Annotated in this window: 18 protein-coding genes and 1 tRNA gene; 15 read left to right on the forward strand and 4 right to left on the reverse strand. The window is 39.6% G+C overall.

All coding sequences use genetic code 11. The features are described from left to right. Positions 1–62 precede the first annotated feature (62 nt). From AB2B50_RS01060 to AB2B50_RS01070, 3 genes are all read left to right on the forward strand, one after another. Positions 63–1,523 carry a nicotinate phosphoribosyltransferase gene (locus AB2B50_RS01060; RefSeq protein ID WP_320692250.1) on the forward strand — a complete coding sequence of 487 codons (1,461 nt, stop codon included), beginning with the start codon at positions 63–65 and terminating at the stop codon, positions 1,521–1,523. Next, positions 1,520–2,344 (forward strand): ammonia-dependent NAD(+) synthetase, encoded by an 825-nt coding sequence (gene nadE, locus AB2B50_RS01065; RefSeq protein ID WP_060956001.1) that lies wholly within the window; start codon positions 1,520–1,522, stop codon positions 2,342–2,344. The genes AB2B50_RS01060 and nadE overlap by 4 nt, the downstream gene beginning before the upstream one ends. A 209-nt stretch (positions 2,345–2,553) precedes the next feature. Then, positions 2,554–3,096 carry a GNAT family N-acetyltransferase gene (locus AB2B50_RS01070; protein ID WP_320692249.1) on the forward strand — a complete coding sequence of 181 codons (543 nt, stop codon included), beginning with the start codon at positions 2,554–2,556 and terminating at the stop codon, positions 3,094–3,096. A gap of 45 nt (positions 3,097–3,141) precedes the next feature. Here the strand turns inward: AB2B50_RS01070 and AB2B50_RS01075 are convergent, their stop codons facing one another. From AB2B50_RS01075 to AB2B50_RS01090, 4 genes are all read right to left on the reverse strand, one after another. Further along, positions 3,142–4,224 (reverse strand): M24 family metallopeptidase, encoded by a 1,083-nt coding sequence (locus AB2B50_RS01075; RefSeq protein WP_320692248.1) that lies wholly within the window; start codon positions 4,222–4,224, stop codon positions 3,142–3,144. 115 nt (positions 4,225–4,339) lie between these two features. Beyond that, entirely contained in the window at positions 4,340–5,122 is a 783-nt protein-coding gene (gene gatD / locus AB2B50_RS01080) for a lipid II isoglutaminyl synthase subunit GatD (RefSeq protein ID WP_320692247.1), read from the reverse strand. Then, a complete protein-coding gene (gene murT, locus AB2B50_RS01085) occupies positions 5,122–6,465 on the reverse strand; it encodes a lipid II isoglutaminyl synthase subunit MurT (RefSeq protein WP_320692246.1) in 1,344 nt (447 codons plus the stop codon). Before murT ends, gatD begins: the two co-directional genes overlap by 1 nt. Before the next feature lie 98 nt (positions 6,466–6,563). Next, complete coding sequence (locus AB2B50_RS01090; protein WP_320692245.1) at positions 6,564–7,880, reverse strand: FAD-containing oxidoreductase; 1,317 nt, start codon at positions 7,878–7,880, stop codon at positions 6,564–6,566. Positions 7,881–8,219: 339 nt separating this feature from the next. Between AB2B50_RS01090 and AB2B50_RS01095 the strand changes: the two genes are divergently transcribed. The 12 genes from AB2B50_RS01095 to AB2B50_RS01150 all read left to right on the forward strand — a co-directional run bounded on the left by AB2B50_RS01095 (position 8,220) and on the right by AB2B50_RS01150 (position 19,507). Continuing rightward, on the forward strand, positions 8,220–9,797 hold the full coding sequence (locus AB2B50_RS01095; RefSeq protein WP_126419914.1) for a DEAD/DEAH box helicase: 1,578 nt from the start codon (positions 8,220–8,222) through the stop codon (positions 9,795–9,797). Between the two features lie 270 nt (positions 9,798–10,067). Beyond that, the gene (gene codY, locus AB2B50_RS01100) at positions 10,068–10,856 is read left to right on the forward strand and encodes a GTP-sensing pleiotropic transcriptional regulator CodY (protein WP_000940719.1); all 789 of its coding nucleotides are present in this window, start codon (positions 10,068–10,070) and stop codon (positions 10,854–10,856) included. Further along, complete coding sequence (locus AB2B50_RS01105) at positions 10,856–11,431, forward strand: cysteine hydrolase family protein (protein ID WP_320692244.1); 576 nt, start codon at positions 10,856–10,858, stop codon at positions 11,429–11,431. Before codY ends, AB2B50_RS01105 begins: the two co-directional genes overlap by 1 nt. Positions 11,432–11,512: 81 nt before the next feature. Continuing rightward, positions 11,513–11,598: transfer RNA gene (locus AB2B50_RS01110), tRNA-Leu, on the forward strand. Positions 11,599–11,870: 272 nt separating this feature from the next. Beyond that, positions 11,871–12,482, forward strand: coding sequence for a CPBP family intramembrane glutamic endopeptidase (locus tag AB2B50_RS01115; RefSeq protein WP_320692243.1), 612 nt, complete (start codon positions 11,871–11,873; stop codon positions 12,480–12,482). A 133-nt stretch (positions 12,483–12,615) separates the two neighbouring features. Beyond that, positions 12,616–13,893 carry an ABC transporter permease gene (locus tag AB2B50_RS01120; protein ID WP_320692242.1) on the forward strand — a complete coding sequence of 426 codons (1,278 nt, stop codon included), beginning with the start codon at positions 12,616–12,618 and terminating at the stop codon, positions 13,891–13,893. 13 nt (positions 13,894–13,906) lie between these two features. Beyond that, positions 13,907–14,554: an ABC transporter ATP-binding subunit Vex2 gene (vex2, locus tag AB2B50_RS01125; RefSeq protein ID WP_320692241.1), complete on the forward strand. Its 648-nt coding sequence runs from the start codon at positions 13,907–13,909 to the stop codon at positions 14,552–14,554. Positions 14,555–14,601: 47 nt separating this feature from the next. Beyond that, positions 14,602–15,981, forward strand: a complete 1,380-nt coding sequence (vex3, locus tag AB2B50_RS01130) for an ABC transporter permease subunit Vex3 (protein WP_320692240.1) — start codon at positions 14,602–14,604, stop codon at positions 15,979–15,981. Positions 15,982–16,051: 70 nt separating this feature from the next. Next, positions 16,052–16,708 (forward strand): response regulator transcription factor VncR, encoded by a 657-nt coding sequence (gene vncR, locus AB2B50_RS01135; RefSeq protein WP_320692239.1) that lies wholly within the window; start codon positions 16,052–16,054, stop codon positions 16,706–16,708. After that, positions 16,705–18,015 (forward strand): sensor histidine kinase VncS, encoded by a 1,311-nt coding sequence (vncS, locus tag AB2B50_RS01140; RefSeq protein ID WP_320692238.1) that lies wholly within the window; start codon positions 16,705–16,707, stop codon positions 18,013–18,015. The genes vncR and vncS overlap by 4 nt, the downstream gene beginning before the upstream one ends. A 156-nt stretch (positions 18,016–18,171) precedes the next feature. Further along, positions 18,172–19,053: a class II fructose-bisphosphate aldolase gene (locus tag AB2B50_RS01145; protein WP_060955987.1), complete on the forward strand. Its 882-nt coding sequence runs from the start codon at positions 18,172–18,174 to the stop codon at positions 19,051–19,053. Between the two features lie 61 nt (positions 19,054–19,114). Next, positions 19,115–19,507 carry an inorganic diphosphatase gene (locus AB2B50_RS01150; protein ID WP_320692237.1) on the forward strand — a complete coding sequence of 131 codons (393 nt, stop codon included), beginning with the start codon at positions 19,115–19,117 and terminating at the stop codon, positions 19,505–19,507. Positions 19,508–19,725: the final 218 nt, after the last annotated feature.

Genomic DNA, 19,725 nt, shown 5'->3' on the forward strand with positions numbered 1-19,725 from the left:
CTAATTTATGAGAAAAGAAGAAACATTTTCATCTTTTTACAAATAAGGAAGAAGGACAGTATATGTACCCAGATGACAGTTTAACATTGCACACAGATTTGTATCAGATTAACATGATGCAGGTTTACTTCGACCAAGGAATTCATAACAAGAAAGCAGTTTTTGAAGTTTATTTCCGCCAACAACCGTTTAAAAATGGTTATGCTGTATTTGCAGGTTTGGAACGAATTGTAAAATACCTTGAAAACTTGCGTTTCTCAGATAGCGATATAGCTTATTTGGAATCACTTGGTTATCATGGCGCCTTCTTGGAATATCTGCGTAGTCTCAAGTTGGAGTTGACGGTACGTTCTGCTCAGGAAGGGGACTTAGTATTTGCTAATGAACCGATTGTTCAAGTGGAAGGACCTTTGGCGCAGTGTCAGTTGGTTGAAACAGCACTTTTAAATATCGTCAACTTTCAAACCTTGATTGCGACCAAGGCTGCTCGTATTCGTTCAGTCATTGAAGATGAACCTTTGATGGAGTTTGGTACACGTCGTGCGCAAGAGATGGATGCAGCTATCTGGGGAACTCGTGCCGCTGTCATTGGTGGTGCCAATGGAACTAGTAATGTACGTGCTGGTAAGCTCTTTGGAATTCCGGTTTTAGGGACTCATGCTCATGCTTTAGTTCAAGTTTATGGCAATGATTATCAGGCTTTCAAGGCATATGCCTCAACTCACAAAAACTGTGTCTTCCTAGTGGATACCTACGATACTCTTCGGATCGGTGTTCCAGCAGCAATTCAGGTTGCGCGTGAACTTGGTGACAAGATTAATTTTCTTGGTGTTCGTATTGACTCTGGAGATATCGCCTATATTTCTAAAAAAGTTCGTCAACAACTGGACGAGACAGGATTTACTGATGCTAAGATTTACGCATCAAATGACCTTGATGAAAATACCATTCTTAACCTCAAGATGCAAAAAGCTAAGATTGATGTCTGGGGTGTAGGAACTAAGCTCATCACAGCCTACGACCAACCAGCACTTGGGGCAGTATATAAGGTTGTTGCCATCGAAGATGAGAATGGTCATATGCGCAATACAATTAAACTTTCAAACAATGCAGAGAAGGTTTCAACACCAGGTAAGAAACAAGTTTGGCGCATCACCAGCCGTGAAAAAGGCAAGTCTGAAGGTGACTACATTACATACGATGGTGTAGATGTTACTAGTATGACAGAGATTAAGATGTTCCATCCGACCTATACTTACATCAAGAAAACTGTCCGTAATTTTGATGCTGTTCCTCTCTTGGTAGACATTTTCAAGGAAGGTAAGCTAGTCTATGATTTACCAAGTTTACCTGAAATTCAAGCCTATGCTCGTAAGGAATTTGACAAGCTTTGGGACGAATACAAACGTGTTCTTAACCCACAACATTATCCTGTCGACTTGGCTCGTGATGTATGGCAAGATAAGATGGACTTGATTGATAAAATGCGTAAGGAAGCTCTAGGTGAAGGAGAAGAAGAATGACCTTACAAGAAAGTATTATTCAACAATTAGGAGTAAAACCTGTGATTGATCCACAGGAGGAAATTCGTCGTTCTGTTGATTTTTTAAAGCGATATCTAAAAAAGCATCCCTTCCTTAAAAGTTTTGTATTGGGCATTTCTGGTGGTCAAGACTCGACTTTAGCTGGTCGCCTTGCCCAACTAGCTATGGAAGAAATGCGAGCAGAAACTGGAGATGATTCTTATAAATTTATCGCTGTTCGCCTGCCGTATGGAGTGCAAGCTGACGAGGATGATGCGCAAAAAGCACTAGCTTTTATCCGACCAGATGTGAGCTTGGTCGTTAATATCAAGGAATCTGCTGATGCTATGACAACAGCAGTGGAAGCAACAGGCAGTCCTGTTTCAGATTTTAACAAGGGAAATATCAAGGCTCGTAGTCGTATGATTGCCCAATATGCACTCGCAGGAGCTCATAGTGGAGCAGTTATCGGGACTGACCATGCTGCGGAAAATATCACAGGTTTCTTTACCAAATTTGGTGACGGTGGTGCAGATATTCTCCCACTTTATCGCCTCAATAAACGCCAAGGAAAACAACTTTTGAAGGAGCTTGGAGCTGATCCAGCCCTCTATGAAAAAATCCCAACAGCAGATTTGGAAGAAGAAAAACCAGGTATTGCAGACGAAGTAGCATTAGGAGTTACTTACGCAGAAATTGATGACTACCTCGAAGGTAAACAAGTCAGCCCAGAAGCCCAAGCAACCATTGAAAAATGGTGGCACAAAGGCCAACACAAACGCCATCTACCAATCACAGTGTTTGATACGTTTTGGGAGTAAAAAGGTCCGGGGGACCTTTTTACCTTCTTGCCTAGAAATTAGAAAGCAAGAATAATCTCTGGGGGAGGTTTTTACCCTCTCACCTAGAAATAAGAAAGTGAGAGTAAGTCCGGGGGACTTTTTTACCCTCTCATCTAGAAATAAGAAAACTAAGAAGGTCCAGTGGACCTTTTTAGCTTGAACATTCAAATAGAAAGCGAGTTACGATTATGAAAGCACTAGGTACACAAACTATTGAGACAGAACGTTTGATACTGAGGAGATTTGTGGAAGGTGATGCTCGAGCCATGTTTGATAATTGGGCTTCACGCTCAGAAAATCTAACTTATGTGACTTGGAATCCACACCTGAATGTCGAACAGACTCGAAATTCTATTGGCAATTGGGTAAAATCCTATGACGATCCAAATTACTACAAATGGGCCATTAGTCTCAAAGAAAATGCAGACTATGTCATTGGAGATATTAGTCTGGTCAGTGTGGATGAAGAAAACTTTAGCTGTGAGATCGGATATATCTTAGGGATGGACTACTGGGGGCGAGGACTCATGACAGAAGCCTTGAAGGCAGTTTTATCATACTGTCTGGATGAGATTGAATTTAAAGAGGTTGATGCTTGCTATGTAAGTCTAAATCCTGCATCTGGTCGTGTGATGGAAAAGGCTGGAATGACTTTTTGGAAGACAATTCCAAATGCAGTTGAACGAAAAGGTTATATAGCTGATAAAATTTATTATCAAATCAAAAAATAAGATGGAAAGTTAAGCTTTTCCATCTTATTTTTTGTAATATACTTTTTAATCAAAATAAAGCAAATCTTTGCTGGTACTTGTAAAGAGGTCGAAACCATCTTTGGTAACAACACCACAATCTTCGATGCGGACACCGACTTTACCAGGGATGTAGATACCAGGCTCAACTGAGAAGCACATGCCTTCTTCGATAACCATGTCGTTTCCTTCCATGATGGAAGGAAATTCGTGGACGTCCATACCAATACCGTGACCGAGACGGTGGTTGAAGTACTCACCGTAGCCAGCTTTTTCGATCACTTCACGAGCCGCACGGTCAACCTCATGAGCTGTTACACCAGGTTTGATAAAGTCAAGGGCAGCTTGTTGGGCTTCGAGGGTCAAGTTGTAGATTTCTTTCTTAAATTGGTCAGGTTTACCAACAGCGACTGTACGAGTCATATCTGATGCATAACCATTGACCATAACTCCGAGGTCAAAGAGGAGAAGAGCATCTTTTTCAACCTTGTTAGCTCCAGGGATACCATGAGGATTTGCGGCGTTATCACCTGTCAAGACCATAGTATCAAAGCTCATTTCATAGCCTTCGCGTTTCATGGCAAAATCAATCTGCGCAATGATATCTGTTTCAGTATTGTCAAGAGAGATATTGTCAAAACCAACTTTAACAGACTTATCGGCGTAAACACCCGCAACCATCATCTTTTGCACTTCGTCAGCTGATTTAATCAAGCGCATGCGTTGGATCAATGGAGTCAAGTTCTCAAACTCAGCACTTTCAAAGACAGATCTTAAACCATGGTATTTAGTCAAGATGAGATTATCAAACTCAACTGCTACACGTTTGAAATCAAGCTGTGGCAAAGCATTTTGGATTTTCTTCCAAGGATTTTCAGAGTCCACATAACCAACAACTGGGAAAGAGACAGTGCTAGTTGCACGCTCAACCTCAAGGGCTGGAACAAAGAGAAGTGGTTCCTGGTCTGCAAGGACAAAGAGGAACATTTGGCGTTCGTGTGGATCACTGTAAAAGCCAGTGAGGTAATTGATAGTGACGGGGTCAGATACGACTGCGACGTCTAACTTTTCAGATTCGAGATATGTTACAATTTGTTGTAATTTAGACATATGTTACCTTCTTTCTACCCCTCTATTTTTGCAAAAATTAGTAGAAAATGCAAGGGAGAAGGGGAAAAGAGCTTAAAAAAATTCCAACAGCTAATAGCATATTGGAATCTAAATATTAGTCGAATTCTGCCTTGCTTTTAACATCGCTATATTCTTCAGCGATTTCTTGGCTGAGAATATCCTCGTAAGTTGGTAGAACAATGTCCTGACCATATTTTTTCTTAAGAGCAGTAGTGACCAAGCGATAGGCTAAGTTTGCATTACGGGATAAAATAGGCCCGTGGAAATAAGAACCAAAGACATTTTTATAGTGAACACCTTCACCGATTTTCTCTTCATTATTTCCGTTTCCGTATACGACCTTCCCCAATGGTTTTTGGTCATCTGAGAGGAAGGTACGGCCTTGGTGGTTTTCAAAGCCATAGTAGGTTTCATCAAACTCTTCATTATGAATTTTAATGTCACCAATAAAGCGGTTGTTGGTTTGGTTGAGTGTATAGTGTCCCATGACACCCAAGCCTTCAATGCGTCTTCCAGAAGCTTCAATATAATACTGACCCAATAGTTGGAAACCACCGCAGATAGCAAGGACAACACCGTCATTTTGGATAAAGTTGTCGATACTTTCTTTTTTATCGGGTAGATCATCAGCAATGATGCTTTGTTCAAAGTCTTGGCCACCGCCAAAAAAGGCAATATCGTAGTGATGTTCATCGAAATCATCATGGAGAGAAACGATGTCAACTGTTACGTGAGCACCCAGCTTTTCAGCGACGTACTTGAGCATGAGGATATTCCCGTTATCTCCGTAGGTGTTCATGAGATTCCCATAGAGGTGGGCGATATTTAGCTGGTACGGATAGTTGCTGTCTTTTGAGGAAAGTGAAGTATAAACCATTAGTTCATCTCCTTTCTAACAAGCTGACGATTGGCTAGTAATTCTCGAAATTCCAGCATAGCCGTATATGTCGCAAGGATATAGGCATGCTTGCAGTCTTGAGCTTCGATTGTTTTGAGAACTTGTTCCAGGCTACTTGTTTCAGTGATTTTGTCAGCTGGATAGCCAGTAACACGTAGACGACGAGCAATTTCAGAATGACGAACTCCACCTGCATTGATTTCAGGAATGTCCATATCAGTAATTTGCTCAAAGTCAGCATCCCAAATCCAGCTGGTATCAATCCCGTCCGCGTAGTTGGCATTGAGGAGAACCGATAGACTAAATGGGTAAGGAGCTAGTTTGATCATTTCGATGGCCTGGGTGGCACCAACAGGATTTTTAATAAGAACCAGTGTGCATTCCTTGTCACCGATATGGAAGGTTTCTTGGCGTCCAAAGACAGCACGGCTCTTGTCAAAACCTTGCTTGATAAGTTGTGGCTCAGCTCCGAGGAAGCGAGCAATAGCAACCGCAGCCAGAGCATTGTAGATGTTGTAGAGACCACCGATTTGAATACCATATTCCTGACCGTCAATAACAAAACGAGAACGATTGTTAGTCAATTCAACCAGTTCAGTCAGACGATAATCCAGCTCAGGACGCTTGCATCCACAATTCTCACAGATATAAGCTCCCAAGTTAGCATAAGTATTGAGTTCATATTTCAAAATACTTTGACATTCAGGGCAGAGGATACCTTCAGTATTGTAGTGAGCAAGCTTTGCTGGACCTTTTTCCAAATCAAAACCAAAATACTGAACAGGATTTGGAATTGTAGGTTTGTAGAAAAGAGGACTGTCACCATTCAGCAGTACAGTAGCAGTAGGAACTTTCCGAATAGCATCCAAAATCATGTTGTAAGTCGTATAGATTTCACCGTAGCGGTCCATTTGGTCACGGAAGATATTGGTGATGACGAAAAGGCTAGGCTGGATGTAGTCACAGATACGTGAGAGACTAGCTTCATCGATTTCAAGAACTGCAATATTTTTTCCAGTTTTTGAAGATTTTGCAGTCAAGAAGGTAGTTGTAATCCCTGTGATCATGTTGGCACCACTTGGATTGGTCAAAACTTGACCATAAATTTCCTTTAGGATACCAACAGTGAGAGCGGTCGTCAAGGTTTTTCCATTGGTACCAGTTACTACAACAATCTCATAGTTCCTTGCTAAATGTTGTAAAATATCTTTATCAAATTGAAGGGCAAGTTTTCCAGGGAGTGTACTTCCACGTCCAATACGACTCAAAATAAAATGAGAAGAACGCCCAGCAAGAAGGCCCAAAGTAGTTTTTAATTTCATGTTTCTATTATATCATAAATGCTGAAAAAGATAGATTTGAGATTTTAGAAAAAGAAAAACAGCCCAAGGAGGGCTGTTTGATGCGATGAAATTTCAACTTAAATCGCAAATAAGTCATTCAAGTTCTCAGCCAAGGTTGGGTGAGTGAAGATTTGTTTTGTGAAGTAAGTGTATGGGATATTGTTGTCCATTGCAACAGTAATGATGTTGATGATTTCTTGTGATCCTTCAGAGAAGATGGTTGCACCGAGAATCTCTTTAGTTTCAGTGTTGACAACAGCTTTGAAGGCTCCACGAAGGTCACCATTTACATGACCACGAGGCATAGCAGCAACAGGGATTTCCTTAACAGCATATGGAAGTTTCAAATCAGCTGCCTGGCTTTCAGTCAAACCAACTTGTGAAAGGGCAGGTGTGATAAACATAGTGTTTGGCACATTGAGACGGTCTTCAAGTGTGTAGCTGCCATCACCAGCAAGGTAGCTGTAGACAACACGGAAGTCATCAAGTGAAATGTAAGTGAATTGAAGGCCACCGTTGACATCTCCAACTGCAAAGACACCAGGAACGTTTGTTTGACAATGTTTGTCTACTTTAATAGCCCCACGTTCAGTTAGTTGAATATCTGTATTTTCCAGTTGAAGTGGCTCTACGTTTGGTTTACGTCCTGTTGCGTAGAGAAGGGCGTCAAAACGGTAGGTTTCATTCTCTGTCACGACAAGAACTTGGTCACCATCGTTTTTGATTTCAGTAGTATAGATGTTTTGAAGGAGTTCAATGCCGTCTTCTTCCATGTATTGTTTAGCAAGAGCAGCAATAGAAGGTTCTGCGCGAGGTAGGAAAGTATCTAGAGCATCTAGGACTGTTACCTTGCTGCCAAGTTTATTGTAGAGACCAGCAAATTCAAGACCGATATTACCACCACCGAGGATACCAAGTTTTTCTGGTAATTGTTCCAAGTTTTGGATACCTGTTGAATCAAAGACATTTTTGCTAGTTGCTAGACCTGGGATTGGCAATACGTTTGAAACAGCACCAGTGTTGATGACGATTGTTTCAGCAGTTAGTTCTTGTTTTTCGTCACCTGCTTGAATTTCGATGACTTTATTGGAAACAAAGTGGGCTTCGGCATCAATGATATCAACTCCAGTACCAGCGATCGTAGCATAGTTTTTACCATTGAGGCGGCTCGTAATTGTATTTTTTGTTGCCATAACCTCGTCAAATGACAAATCTTTCTCAGCAGCAACTAGCAAGGTTTTAGTTGGGATACAACCGATATTGATACAAGTTCCGCCGTACATCGCCTTACTACGTTCGATAAGGGCAACTTTTTTACCAGCTGAAGCTAGTTTTCCAGCAAGCGTCTTACCAGCCTTACCAAATCCAATGACAATTAAATCGTATGTTAACATTTTTATTCCTCCTGTTCGATTTTCATTCTAGCACAAGAAAAAGACTTTTGCACAAATCTGCTACGGAAAATAGTTTTAGGAACCGAATGCTCTAACAAATACTTTTTGAGTGAAGCAAATCGAAAGAAAATCGTTTACATGATTTAATCGGGAGGTTAGACTATCTTTTGCCCCTCTCTTATGTTATACTAGATAGGTTGCAAAGAAAGCAGTACTTTTCTTTTGTGGAAAAGAAGCAACACGGTCTTTCATAAAAGATATGAAAGTACGTCATGACAAGAAAAGTATAAACTAAGCGCTATAGGATGGCTTCGCACCATCTTTAGAAAGAAGAATAACGTGAAATTTAATGAATTTAACCTTTCTGCTGACTTATTGGCAGAAATTGAAAAAGCAGGATTTGTAGAAGCAAGTCCTATCCAAGAGCAAACCATTCCTTTGGCTCTTGAAGGGAAAGATGTTATCGGACAAGCTCAAACCGGTACAGGGAAAACTGCAGCCTTTGGCTTGCCAACCCTTGAAAAGATTCGTACAGAAGAAGCAACTATCCAAGCTTTGGTCATTGCCCCAACTCGTGAACTAGCTGTTCAAAGCCAAGAAGAGCTTTTCCGCTTTGGTCGAAGCAAGGGTGTAAAAGTTCGTTCTGTTTATGGTGGTTCAAGTATTGAAAAACAAATCAAGGCTCTTAAATCAGGGGCTCATATCGTAGTAGGAACACCAGGACGACTTCTTGACCTCATTAAACGCAAGGCTTTGAAATTACAGGACATTGAAACTCTCATCCTTGACGAAGCAGATGAAATGCTCAACATGGGATTCCTTGAAGACATCGAAGCCATCATCTCTCGTGTACCGGAAAATCGTCAAACTTTGCTCTTTTCAGCGACTATGCCAGATGCTATCAAACGTATTGGTGTTCAGTTCATGAAAGAACCTGAGCATGTGAAGATTGCTGCTAAAGAATTAACAACAGAACTGGTAGACCAGTACTATATCCGTGTTAAAGAACAAGAAAAATTCGACACCATGACTCGTCTTATGGATGTTGATCAACCTGAGTTGTCAATCGTCTTCGGTCGTACTAAACGTCGTGTGGACGAGTTGACTCGTGGACTTAAAATCCGTGGTTTCCGTGCAGAAGGGATTCATGGAGATTTGGACCAAAACAAACGCCTTCGTGTCCTTCGTGATTTTAAAAATGGCAACCTTGATGTCTTAGTTGCAACAGACGTGGCTGCTCGTGGTTTGGATATTTCAGGTGTGACTCATGTCTATAACTACGATATTCCTCAAGACCCTGAGAGTTATGTTCACCGTATTGGTCGTACAGGACGTGCAGGTAAGTCAGGTCAGTCTATTACCTTCGTTTCACCTAATGAAATGGGTTACCTCCAAATCATTGAGAACTTGACTAAGAAACGTATGAAAGGTCTCAAACCTGCAAGTGCAGAAGAAGCCTTCCAAGCTAAGAAGCAAGTAGCTCTTAAGAAAATTGAACGTGATTTTGCGAATGAGGAGATTCGTAGCAACTTTGAGAAGTTTGGCAAGGATGCTCGTCAATTAGCCTCAGAATTCAGCCCAGAAGAATTGGCTATGTATATCCTCAGCTTAACTGTTCAAGACCCAGATAGTCTTCCTGAAGTTGAGATTGCACGTGAAAAACCGTTACCATTTAAACCATCTGGTGGTGGCTTCGGTGGTAAAGGTAAGGGAGGTCGTCGTGGAGATGACCGTCGCGATCGAGATCGCCGTCGCGACAATCGACGTGGTGAACGTCGAGATGACTTCAAAAAAGGCAGTCGCAAAAACGACCGCTTTGAGAAGGAAAACCGTTACCGTAAGGATAATAAAAAACCACGCAATACTTCAAGCGAGAAGAAAACTGGTTTTGTAATCCGTAACAAGGGTGATAAATAATAAAAAAGCGGTTCACTGAGGTGGATCGCTTTTATATATAAGGAGACCGAGAGTCAAGAAAAGTTTCATACGAGAAAATGGATTTATATATTTGTTATCTTGTAATGTTATCTTATCAAAAATTTAGGGACTTGTCAATAAGAAAATTTAAAAAACTAGTAAAAATTTTCGAACAGTCATGAATTGCAATTCAATAAATAATTTTCAGATAATTATTGAAATAATGGGCATTTTATGATATAATGGGAGCGATTAAATACGAGGTAAAAAATGGCACATTTATTAGAAAAAACGAGAAAAATTACGTCTATCCTGAAGCGTGCAGAGGAGAAATTACAAGATGATCTTCCATATAATGCCATCACACGCCAATTAGCGGATATTATTGATTGCAACGCTTGTATCCTAAATAGTAAGGGACGTCTTTTAGGATATTTTATGCGCTACAAGACTAATAATGATCGTGTAGAGCAATTTTTCCAATCAAAAATTTTTCCTGAGGACTATATTCAAGGTGCAAATATGATTTACGATACAGAAGCAAATCTGACTGTAGATCACGAATTAAGCATCTTTCCAGTTGAGAGTCGTGCAGATTTCGCAGAAGGTTTGACAACCATTGCTCCAATCCATGTTTCTGGGATTCGTTTGGGATCTTTGATTATATGGCGTAATGATAAGAAATTTGAAGATGAGGACTTGATTCTTGTTGAGATTGCTAGCACGGTGGTTGGTATTCAGCTTTTGAACTTCCAACGTGAAGAAGATGAGAAAAATATCCGTCGTCGTACAGCTGTAACGATGGCAGTCAACACCCTTTCTTACTCTGAGTTACGAGCAGTATCAGCTATTTTGGGTGAATTGAAAGGCAATGAAGGACAATTAACTGCGTCAGTCATTGCAGACCGTATCGGTATTACGCGTTCTGTGATTGTCAATGCCCTTCGAAAACTCGAATCAGCAGGAATTATTGAAAGTCGTTCACTGGGGATGAAGGGAACTTATCTTAAGGTCTTGATTCCAGATATCTTTGAAGAAGTGAAAAAGAGGGACTATTAATGGCTAAGGCTTTAATTTCGATAGACTATACAGAAGATTTTGTAGCGGATTATGGAAAATTGACAGCAGGAGCTCCTGCTCAAGCAATATCAGAAGCAATCAATCAGGTAACTAGATTAGCATTTGACCGTGGAGATTATATTTTCTTTACCATTGATGCTCATGAGGAAAATGATGTCTTTCATCCAGAAAGTAAACTATTTCCCCCTCATAACCTGATTGGGACTAGCGGGCGTAATCTATATGGTAAGTTAGCTGAATTTTATCAGGAACAGGCCCAGGATAGTCGTGTTTTCTGGATGGACAAACGTCACTATTCAGCTTTTTCTGGCACAGATTTGGATATCCGTCTGAGAGAGCGTCGTGTGGATACAGTCATCTTAACAGGTGTTCTTACAGATATCTGTGTATTGCATACGGCTATCGATGCCTATAATCTTGGGTATCAGATAGAAGTTGTCAAGCCAGCAGTCGCATCCATTTGGCCTGAAAACCATCAGTTTGCACTTGGACATTTTAAGAATACATTAGGAGCGAAACTCCTTGATGAAAACCTAATTGAAATCAAAGAATAATGTATTCAAAAAAACTGAAAAAAATCTGAAAAAAGTGTTGACAAAGTTTTTGAAAGTTGATATACTAGTAAAGTAATCGACGCGGGGATGGCGGAATTGGCAGACGCGCAGGACTAAGGATCCTGTGACCGCTTTAGGTCGTGAGGGTTCAAGTCCCTCTCTCCGCATAGGAAAAGAGTTAGCTTCGGCTAGCTCTTTATTTTTTGAAATAGGTATAGTGAAAAACATACAAGATAGTTTTTTGTTTTCTTTTAAAAAGTGTTACAATATAGATAGAAAAGAAGGAAAAGAAATCAGTATTAAAAAAATATAGAGAGTAGTGTAGAAAAGTTTAATCTATCCTAGTTTATAACTGTTATTATCGGGAAAGCTTTCATAGTTAAAGACTTGTATTTCCTGATTTAAAATAGGTGTTTCAAAAATGTAAAGGAGGATTACGATGGTTAATGAACTTCAACGAATCATAAGTGCCTTTGTTCAAATTCTCTTTATTATTTTACTACCTTCTATCTGGTGGTTTCTGACTGTGAGGGGGAAAGTCCCATTTATAGAATGGATTGGTTTAAAATCTATTAAAAGGGTTAAAGATTCTGATCTGATCTCATGGATAATTGGTGGATTTCTCTTATTTACCATTTTTTATATGTTTATCTTTCCTCTAACACGTAGTATAGAAACGGCTACTTCGGCTTTTTCTGGTATGGGCTATAAGGCTTTACCAAGTATTCTAATTTACAGTATTTTGCAAACATCTTTGCCAGAGGAACTGCTATTTAGAGGATTTCTACTGAAACGAATGGCTAATCACATGCCGTTTGTCTTTGCAAATACAATACAGGCCTTCGCTTTTGGATTGCTTCATGGAGTATTATTTGCTTCAGTAGTAAGTTTGGAAGTCACTTTTTTCATTATATTTTTTACTGGAGCAATAGCAGCTTATCTTGGTTTTGTTAATGAAAAGAAAGCTGGAGGGTCCATTTTAACAAGTTGGATCATACATGCACTAGCTAACATCCTGTCTGGTTTAGTTGCTGCATTTTCTTTGCTTTGAGTAAATAAAGTTATAAAAATGGAGCTGGTAGAAATACCAGCTTTTTTTCAAAAAAATAAATCAAAATTTTTTCGATTTCATAAACATTTCATATTTGAATATTATAATGGTTTTACAAATATGGAGGTGCTATATGAATCCCACTCAAAGAGCTTGGGCTTACGTCAGCAGAAAACGACTGAGAAGTCTCATTTTATTCTTGATTCTATTTGTCTTATTGGCTGGAATATCGGCTTGTCTGACGCTTATGAAGTCCAACAAAACAGTTGAAAATAATCTCTATCGTTCATTGAATACATCTTTTTCTATTAAGAGAATTGATTCGGATCAGACTTTTCAGTTGTCAGAATTAGATGAGGTTAAGAAGATAAAAGGTCTTGAGGAGATTTCCCCAGAGCTTGAGACAATAGCTAAGTTGACTGACAAAGAAGTCGTTACTGGAGAACAAAGTATCCAAAGGGATGATTTGACAGAGGTTGAAAAAAATCTTATCAGTTTGTTTGCTTTGGAAGATTCTTCCAAGGATGTTTCTTTTACAAGTTCCGCCTTTACCCTTAAAGAAGGAAAACATATCGAAAAAGGGGATCGTAATAAAATCTTAATCCATGAAGATTTAGCGAAGAAAAACAATCTAAAGCTAGGAGATAAGATTAACTTAAATCCTGGTCAAGTAGAAGGAAATAGTGGACAAAGGCTAGACTATGAAATCATAGGTATTTTCTCAGGCCAGAAGCAAGAGAAATTTACCGGTCTATCATCTGACTTTAGTGAAAATACGGTCTATACAGACTACGAAAGTAGCCAAACTCTTCTTGGAAATAAGGAAGCTCAAGTTACTGCAGCCCGTTTCTATCTAGAAAATCCAAAAGATATGGATAGTATCATTCAAGAGGTTGAAAAGTTATCCCTGGAAAACCAAGGGTTCCAAGTTGAAAAGGAAAATAAGGCCTTTGAACAAATCAAGGATTCAGTTTCGACCTTCCAAACCTTCCTACAGATTTTCCTCTATGGCATTATGATTGCTGGTGTAGGAGCGCTGATCTTGGTCTTGTCACTTTGGTTACGAGAGCGAGTCTACGAGGTTGGTATTTTATTGGCACTAGGGAAAGGAAAAATTGCAATCTTTAGCCAATTCTGCCTGGAAGTCATCATAGTTTCATTGGCATCTATTTTGCCGGCATTTGTAGCTGGCAATGCCATTACTTCCTATCTCTTGAAGACTGTACTAGCAAGTGGCGACCAAGCTGCACTACAAGATACACTGGCAAAAGCAACGAATCTTTCAACAAGTCTTTTATCATTTGGAGAATCTTATATCTTTCTACTTATCATCAGCTGCTTGTCAGTTGCACTTTGTTTCTTATTTTTATTTAGAAAATCACCGAAGGAAATTTTATCATCTATTAGTTAATGAAGGAGAAATCATGACTTTACTACAATTACAAGATCTTACTTATCGTTACAAAAACACTGCAGAAGCAGTCTTATATAAAATCAATTACGATTTTGAACCAGGCAAGTTTTATAGTATTATCGGAGAATCAGGAGCTGGGAAATCAACACTCTTATCTCTCTTAGCAGGACTTGATAGCCCAGTAGAAGGTGCTATTAAGTTTGAGGGAAAAGACATTCGTGAACAAGGTTATTCTTATCACCGAATGCACCATATTTCTTTGGTTTTCCAAAACTATAACTTGATTGATTATCTTTCTCCATTGGAAAATATCCGCTTGGTTAATAAAAAAGCTAGCAAGGACACCCTTCTTGAACTTGGTTTAGATGAAAGTCAAATCAAGAGGAATGTTCTCCAATTATCAGGTGGACAGCAACAACGGGTAGCCATTGCTCGTAGCCTTGTATCTGAAGCACCAGTGATTTTAGCAGATGAACCAACAGGAAACTTGGATCCTAAGACTGCTGGGGATATTATTGAACTCCTTAAATCACTGGCTGAGAAAACAGGCAAGTGTGTGATCGTTGTGACCCACAGTAAGGAAGTGGCACAGGCATCAGATATTACACTTGAATTGAAGGATAAGAAACTGACTGAAATAAGAACAAACAGTAACTAAAACTTTTAAACATGTTAAAAACGGAAGTAAATCTAGAAAGGAATCTTATGTTACACAACGCATTTGCCTATGTCACAAGAAAATTTTTCAAGTCGCTTGTGATCTTTCTTATCATTCTCTTGATGGCAAGCTTGAGTTTGGTAGGCTTGTCAATCAAGGGAGCAACAGCCAAGGCTTCTCAGGAAACCTTTAAAAATATTACCAATAGTTTTTCTATGCAGATCAATCGCAGGGTCAACCAAGGAACTCCACGTGGTGCAGGGAATATCAAGGGAGAAGATATCAAAAAAATTACCGAAAATAAGGCTATCGAATCCTACATCAAACGGATCAATGCTATCGGTGATTTAACAGGTTATGAATTGATTGAAACGCCTGAAACCAAGAAAAATCTAACGGCAGATCGAGCTCAACGTTTTGGAAGTAGCTTGATGATAACAGGTGTCAATGACTCTTCTAAAGAAGACAAGTTTGTGTCAGGTTCTTACAAACTAGTCGAAGGAGAACATTTAACAAACGATGACAAATACCAAATTCTCATGCACAAAGACTTGGCTGCTAAACATGGCTGGAAAGTTGGCGACAAGGTCAAACTGAACTCCAATATCTACGATGCAGATAATGAAAAAGGAGCAAAGGAAACAGTAGAAGTAACGATCAAAGGACTTTTTGATGGACACAATAAATCTGCTGTAACCTACTCACAAGAACTGTATGAGAATACAGTTATCACAGATATTCACACAGCTGCCCAACTCTATGGTTATACAGAAGATACAGCTATTTATGGAGATGCTACCTTCTTTGTAGCTGGGGATAAGAACCTAGATAGTGTCATGCAAGAATTAGGTTCTATCAATGGTATCAACTGGAAGATGTACAGCTTAATCAAGAGTTCATCTAACTATCCTGCCCTTGAACAATCGATCTCAGGCATGTACAAGATGGCTAATCTGCTCTTTTGGGGTAGTTTAGGCTTCTCAGTTCTCCTACTTGGTCTATTACTGACACTTTGGATTAATGCTCGTCGTAAAGAAGTGGGAATTCTCCTTTCAATTGGTCTTAAACAAGCAAGTATTCTAGGACAATTTATCACAGAAGCAGTTATGATTGCAATTCCAGCACTAATTTCAGCTAACTTCCTAGCCAACTATACTGCTCGAGCAATTGGGAATACAGTTCTTGACAATGTCACATCAGATGTGGCCAAGCAGACAAGTAAGGCAGCCCAAGCTTCCAATCTTGGTGGTGGTGCAGAAGTTGACGGCTTTAGCAAGACACTTTCAAGTCTGGATATTTCTATTCAACCATCAGACTTTGCTATCGTTTTTGTTCTTGGATTGGTACTGGTAGTACTTGTTATGGCGCTTGCTTCAAGCAATCTCCTCTTTAAACAACCAAAAGAACTCTTGTTGGATAGTGAATAAAAATCATGCTACCTATTCTCATTCAAATGAGATATAATATAGGTAGCATTTTTGATAGAAAAGGATTTATATGAAAATTCTAATTGTAGAAGATGAAGATATGATTCGCGAGGGAATTAGTGATTATTTGACGGATTGTGGCTATGAAACCATTCAGGCAGCAGATGGCCTTGAGGCCTTAGAACAATTTTCCAATCACCAAGTTGCCTTGGTTCTCTTAGATATTCAAATGCCGAAACTCAATGGTTTAGAGGTTTTGTCAGAAATCCGTAAAAGCAGCCAAGTTCCGGTCTTGATGTTGACAGCCTTTCAGGACGAAGAATATAAGATGAGTGCCTTTGCTGCATTAGCAGATGGTTATTTGGAAAAGCCTTTTTCTCTATCTTTGTTAAAAGTACGAGTGGATGCCATCTTTAAACGTTATTATGATACCGGTCGTATTTTTACCTATAAAGACACCCAGGTAGACTTTGACAGCTATAGCGCCAAAGTGGCTGGTCAAGAAGTTGCAGTGAATGCAAAAGAACTGGAAATTTTAGACTATCTGGTTAAAAATGAAGGTCGAGCCTTAACACGGTCGCAGATTATCGATGCTGTATGGAAGATGACAGATGAGGTTCCTTTTGACAGAGTGATCGATGTCTATATCAAGGAACTACGGAAAAAATTAGATTTAGACTGTATTCTTACCGTGCGCAATGTTGGTTATAAATTGGAGAGAAAATGAGACGTTCAGGTTTATTTAAAAAAATTTTTATCTATACCTTCTCGGTATTTTCTACCTTGGTCATTTGTTTGCATTTGGCCATCTATTTCCTCTTTCCTCCGACCTATCTCAGTCACCGTCAGGAAAGCATTGGGCAAAAGGCTACAGAAATTGCCCAGTCTCTCCAAGGAAAGGACAGTCAAGCTATTCAGGAAGTCCTTGATCTTTATTCTAAAAGCAGTGATATTAAGGGAGCTGTTAAGGGAGAGATGACTCAGGATAAGTTGGAAGTCAATGATAATCTTCCCATTGATAAACAACGACAAACGGCCTCCTTGGTAATTGAGGAAAGAGAAGTTCAAACCAAGGATGGTCAGACGATGACCTTGCAGTTTTTAGCTTCTATGGATTTGCAGAAAGAAGCAGAGGACATTAGTCTTCAATTTCTGCCTTATACTTTATTAGCGTCTTTCATCATTTCGCTTCTCATCGCCTTTATCTATGCTAGAACCATTGTTGCTCCTATTTTGGAAATCAAACGAGTGACTCGACGGATGATGGATTTGGATGCAGAAGTGAGGTTGCGCGTGGATTCTAAGGATGAAATTGGCGATCTTAAAGAACAAATCAACAGCCTTTATCAGCATCTCTTGACTGTGATTGCAGATTTGCATGAGAAGAACGAGGCCATCCTCCAACTAGAAAAGATGAAGGTTGAGTTTTTACGAGGTGCTTCCCACGAACTGAAAACGCCTCTAGCTAGTCTAAAGATTCTTCTGGAGAATATGCAAGCCAATATAGGACGCTACAAAGATAGAGACCATTATCTGGGAGTTTCTCTAGGTATTGTGGATGATTTGACTCACCATGTCCAGCAAATCTTATCTCTTTCTTCAGTGCAAGAATTGCGAGATAAGAAGGAAGTAATCAACCTTTTTGATATGTCAAATCTCCTATTGAAGGACTATGACTTGTTAGCCAAAGAGAGGGAAATCTCAGTTGTGAATCAACTGACTGACCAACAAACATATCTAAATCCTTCAGTTCTAAAGCTGATTCTTTCCAATCTTATCAGTAATGCTGTGAAACACTCTGTTCAAGGAGGCTATCTAAAAATTGGGACAGAAGATGGCTGGGTCTTCATTGAGAACGCCTGTACACCTGAGGAGCAAGATAAGTTTGAACAATCCTTTACGTTTTCTAGTCGACAAAGTAAGGGAGCTGGATTGGGACTATTCGTAGTTAAAAGTTTATTAGAAAACGAAGAAATTGACTATCGATTTGAAAGACATGATGATCACTTGGTATTTTACATGAACCTTCCTTAGAACAAGGAGTAGACCAAGTGGGAAAAGGTTTACATATCTGAAAATAGAAGAAATTCAATCGAAACTACGGGAAAAACTAGCTTTTTTTGCTAAAAAGTGATAAAATGAACAATGTAAATGGGATGTCCCATAAAAATATACAGGAGGCCTGATAAAATGGCAATCGTTTCAGCAGAAAAATTTGTCCAAGCAGCTCGTGACAACGGTTATGCAGTTGGTGGATTTAACACAAACAACCTTGAGTGGACTCAAGCTATCTTGCGCGCAGCAGAAGCTAAAAAAGCTCCAGTTTTGATCCAAACTTCAATGGGTGCTGCTAAATACATGGGTGGTTATAAAGTTGCTCGCAACTTGATCGCTAACCTTGTTGAATCAATGGGTATCACTGTACCAGTGGCTATCCACCTTGACCACGGTCACTACGAAGATGCACTTGAGTGTATTCAAGTTGGTTATACTTCAGTTATGTTTGATGGTTCACACCTTCCAGTTGAAGAAAACCTTGAAAAAGCTCGTAAAGTTGTAGAATTTGCTCACGCAAATGGTGTATCAGTAGAAGCTGAAGTTGGAACTATCGGTGGTGAAGAAGACGGAATCATCGGTGATGGTGAATTGGCTCCAATCGAAGATGCTAAAGCAATGGTTGCAACTGGTATCGACTTCTTGGCAGCTGGTATCGGTAACATCCACGGTCCTTACCCAGAAAACTGGAAAGGTCTTCACCTTGATCACTTGCAAAAATTGACTGAAGCTGTACCAGGATTCCCAATCGTATTGCACGGTGGTTCAGGTATTCCTGATGACCAAATCCAAGCAGCTATCAAACTTGGTGTTGCTAAAGTTAACGTTAACACTGAATGCCAAATCGCATTCGCTAACGCAACTCGTAAATTTGCTCGTGACTACGAAGCAAACGAAGCAGAATACGACAAGAAGAAACTCTTCGACCCACGTAAATTCTTGGCTGACGGTGTAAAAGCTATCCAAGCATCAGTTGAAGAACGTATCGACGTATTCGGTTCAGAAGGTAAAGCTTAATTAGGCTATAGATAGAAAATCTCGCTACGGCGGGATTTTTCTTGTATAATGAATCTAGGAAATGTCATACGGAGGCAATGAAAAGATGAAATTCAAAGAGAGAATATTTAGTGGTGTCATTGATCGGCCGGTGGGGTTTGAAGATTCTTTTGGGAATGTCTATCCGATTAACTATGGCTACATACCTGAACTGATGGGGGGAGATGGCGAAGAGCAAGATGTTTATATTGTTTCCCATGATCAACAACAGCCTCTGGAAGTCTTTACTGGAAAGTTGGTTGCTATCATTCGACGTCGTGATGATATAGAAGACAAGTGGGTTTTAGCGCCCTTGGATGAGAAGGTTAATAAAGGTTTAATTGCAGAGCAGACCTATTTTATGGAGCAGTATTTTGATTCTTGGATTGAAATGGTGGAGGAGAATAATGATTCAAGTAAGGGAGGTTATAAATAAGGATGAAAAATCTTTTCTTACGGCAGAAATTCTAACTGATTTGCAAAGTTGTTTGGAATTCATGAAACCTCCGGAGCATATATTGATGACTCTTTAATTGCAGTTTTAGCTACACTAGGTTCATTTGGAAAGCTTGTTGACATTGGATTGCTAGCGATTATAGGTTTTTCGATATTTAGGTGTGAGAAGATTACAGTACTTGTGAAAGGAAAAATAGC

The sequence above is a fragment of the Streptococcus fermentans genome (genome assembly GCF_040888305.1).
Classification (GTDB): Bacteria; Bacillota; Bacilli; order Lactobacillales; family Streptococcaceae; genus Streptococcus; species Streptococcus fermentans.

Coding starts and splice junctions, on each gene's coding strand:
- AB2B50_RS01150 (WP_320692237.1), top strand. CDS start 19,115: ATGTCATACGGAGGCAATGAAAAGATGAAATTCAAAGAGAGAATATTT.
- murT (WP_320692246.1), bottom strand. CDS start 6,465: ATGAAATTAAAAACTACTTTGGGCCTTCTTGCTGGGCGTTCTTCTCAT.
- AB2B50_RS01090 (WP_320692245.1), bottom strand. CDS start 7,880: ATGTTAACATACGATTTAATTGTCATTGGATTTGGTAAGGCTGGTAAG.
- vex2 (WP_320692241.1), top strand. CDS start 13,907: ATGACTTTACTACAATTACAAGATCTTACTTATCGTTACAAAAACACT.
- vex3 (WP_320692240.1), top strand. CDS start 14,602: ATGTTACACAACGCATTTGCCTATGTCACAAGAAAATTTTTCAAGTCG.
- AB2B50_RS01145 (WP_060955987.1), top strand. CDS start 18,172: ATGGCAATCGTTTCAGCAGAAAAATTTGTCCAAGCAGCTCGTGACAAC.
- AB2B50_RS01115 (WP_320692243.1), top strand. CDS start 11,871: ATGGTTAATGAACTTCAACGAATCATAAGTGCCTTTGTTCAAATTCTC.
- gatD (WP_320692247.1), bottom strand. CDS start 5,122: ATGGTTTATACTTCACTTTCCTCAAAAGACAGCAACTATCCGTACCAG.
- nadE (WP_060956001.1), top strand. CDS start 1,520: ATGACCTTACAAGAAAGTATTATTCAACAATTAGGAGTAAAACCTGTG.
- AB2B50_RS01060 (WP_320692250.1), top strand. CDS start 63: ATGTACCCAGATGACAGTTTAACATTGCACACAGATTTGTATCAGATT.
- AB2B50_RS01075 (WP_320692248.1), bottom strand. CDS start 4,224: ATGTCTAAATTACAACAAATTGTAACATATCTCGAATCTGAAAAGTTA.
- codY (WP_000940719.1), top strand. CDS start 10,068: ATGGCACATTTATTAGAAAAAACGAGAAAAATTACGTCTATCCTGAAG.
- vncS (WP_320692238.1), top strand. CDS start 16,705: ATGAGACGTTCAGGTTTATTTAAAAAAATTTTTATCTATACCTTCTCG.
- AB2B50_RS01120 (WP_320692242.1), top strand. CDS start 12,616: ATGAATCCCACTCAAAGAGCTTGGGCTTACGTCAGCAGAAAACGACTG.
- vncR (WP_320692239.1), top strand. CDS start 16,052: ATGAAAATTCTAATTGTAGAAGATGAAGATATGATTCGCGAGGGAATT.
- AB2B50_RS01070 (WP_320692249.1), top strand. CDS start 2,554: ATGAAAGCACTAGGTACACAAACTATTGAGACAGAACGTTTGATACTG.
- AB2B50_RS01105 (WP_320692244.1), top strand. CDS start 10,856: ATGGCTAAGGCTTTAATTTCGATAGACTATACAGAAGATTTTGTAGCG.